At 41.8% G+C, this 1,994-nt stretch carries 4 protein-coding genes; all 4 read right to left on the reverse strand.

Annotated features, from left to right (window positions below; all coding sequences use genetic code 11):
* Positions 1–87: 87 nt before the first annotated feature.
* The gene (locus tag PBAT_RS07420; protein ID WP_068592380.1) at positions 88–531 is read right to left on the reverse strand and encodes a YaaR family protein; all 444 of its coding nucleotides are present in this window, start codon (positions 529–531) and stop codon (positions 88–90) included.
* 74 nt (positions 532–605) lie between these two features.
* Entirely contained in the window at positions 606–935 is a 330-nt protein-coding gene (locus tag PBAT_RS07425; protein WP_068648122.1) for a cyclic-di-AMP receptor, read from the reverse strand.
* Positions 936–1,081: 146 nt separating this feature from the next.
* The gene (tmk, locus tag PBAT_RS07430; protein ID WP_068648124.1) at positions 1,082–1,750 is read right to left on the reverse strand and encodes a dTMP kinase; all 669 of its coding nucleotides are present in this window, start codon (positions 1,748–1,750) and stop codon (positions 1,082–1,084) included.
* On the reverse strand, positions 1,747–1,994 hold a 248-nt coding region (locus tag PBAT_RS07435), incomplete at its 5' end, for an Orn/Lys/Arg family decarboxylase (protein ID WP_476739343.1). The genes tmk and PBAT_RS07435, both read right to left, overlap by 4 nt.

The raw sequence follows: 1,994 nt of genomic DNA on the forward strand, positions 1-1,994 counted from the left end.
ATATAGATTGAACTAAAGTCGAACCCCCATGATTCTCTTTAGAAATGATTGAACTTGTAAGTATAAACTTTAGTTCAGTCTATCTATTTAAAAACTTAAGTTGATTAGCATACCTCGAATTTCACCCATTTGTTGCAGAAGGTCTATTTTACCCTCTTCACTTTCTAATAATTCATCAGCCATGGCTAACAATGCAGAATCCAACTCATCAATTAACTTGTAACGTTTGCCACGCCCTCGTCGATCCCAGCCTCTTGTTTCCTTCATGCTTACACCACGACGAACCGTGTCTTCGAGGAATCGCTTGATCATCGTGCGATACGCTTTCAATTCACGAATCGTCATAGATCGTGCAAGACGATCTCCCTGCATTTGGATTTCTTTAAGGCGTCGGCCTAGTTCTTCTTGTGAAGCGATCTGACTCTGTTGTTGAATCACATCAGAGAATGATTTTTGCAGAAGGGGTTTGGCACCACTGTCCACGTTTGGCAATTCACTTTTGATGGGTCTATAACCCGGGTTTATTTTCAAAGGATATCTCCCCATTCACGATCGCCTTTGTTAGCTTCAACTACAATAGGATCTAACAAATGAATCTTTCTTGTTTAGAAGTGTTCGAACCGCTCCACTGGCATTACAAATACGGTAGCTCCACCGACTTGAACTTCTACCGGAAGAGGCAAGTAAGAATCTGTTGTACCGCTCATTGGTGTGATAGGCGTGACCAATTGCTCACGAATCTTACAGCTCTTATTAATAACAGTCATGACAGCATCAACTTGGTCATCGTCAATACCAATCATAAATGTCGTATTCCCTGCGCGTAAGAATCCTCCTGTACTCGCAAGTTTTGTTGCTCGAAAGTTAGCTTTTACAAGTTCTCCTGACAAACGGTTACTATCTTTATCTTGCACGATCGCAATGATTAATTTCATCTTGCATTCCCCCTCATTTTTAATTGAGTCCTGATATGGACTGATGATTTGTGAACCAACCAACTCGATATAAAAGGTCGATTGAAATACCCTATCTCATCCTTGAACCATTTGATGTGAATGCGAAACATGATTGATGTCATTACTTACTTACTCTTATTTGACAAGGAGGCGCCAAAATCCTTTAATATACCCTTTTCCAACTCACAAACAATATCATTCATCACTTGAGATGGACTCTGATCTGCATTAATCATAATAACTCGCTCAGGGTACTCCGCAGCAATAATGTGGTAACCTTCACGAACCTTATGATGAAACTCAATGTTCTCCATGTCTAGTCGGTTCACTTCCCGTTCCTGACTAGCTGCTATCCGAGATAATCCTACCTCAGGTTTAATATCTAAATAAAATGTTACATCTGGCATAAGAGAATCAATCGCGAATTGATTAATACTCCACACCTCATCCATCCCTAATCCTCTAGCGTATCCTTGGTAAGCAAGACTACTATCAACAAAGCGGTCGCAAAGAACTAGGGTTCCTGCATCGAGAGCGGGTCTCACCTTCTCTACTAAATGCTGACGACGAGCAGCTGCATACAATAATGCCTCTGTTCTAGCATCCATTTCAGTGTGTCTTGTATCCAGGATTACTTCACGGATTTTCTCTGCTATGGTAATACCCCCGGGTTCCCGGGTAAGCATGTAGGGAATAGAATGATCGTCAAAGTAGGTGCTTAATCGACTAATAATGGTTGTTTTACCTGATCCTTCTCCGCCCTCGAATGTAATGAAATTACCTTTGGCATTCATAAATTTTCCTGCTTTCTGTCCTTCTTAAAGACCATAATACTCTGTAATTCAGGGTCCGCGGCCGCATGACACTTCGCGCCCGCTGCGGACAGAACAAGAAGATGTTTTTGCATATCTTTAGAGATACTCTCGCCCATATATAACAATGGTATACCTGGTGGATAAGGAATAATCATTTCTGCCGCTACCCTTCCTGCACACTCTTCTAAGGGAACCGATTCGACATGCTTGGTCGCTACGGGCT

This window comes from Paenibacillus antarcticus, assembly GCF_001637225.1.
In the GTDB taxonomy this organism is placed as follows: Bacteria; Bacillota; Bacilli; order Paenibacillales; family Paenibacillaceae; genus Paenibacillus_AQ; species Paenibacillus_AQ antarcticus.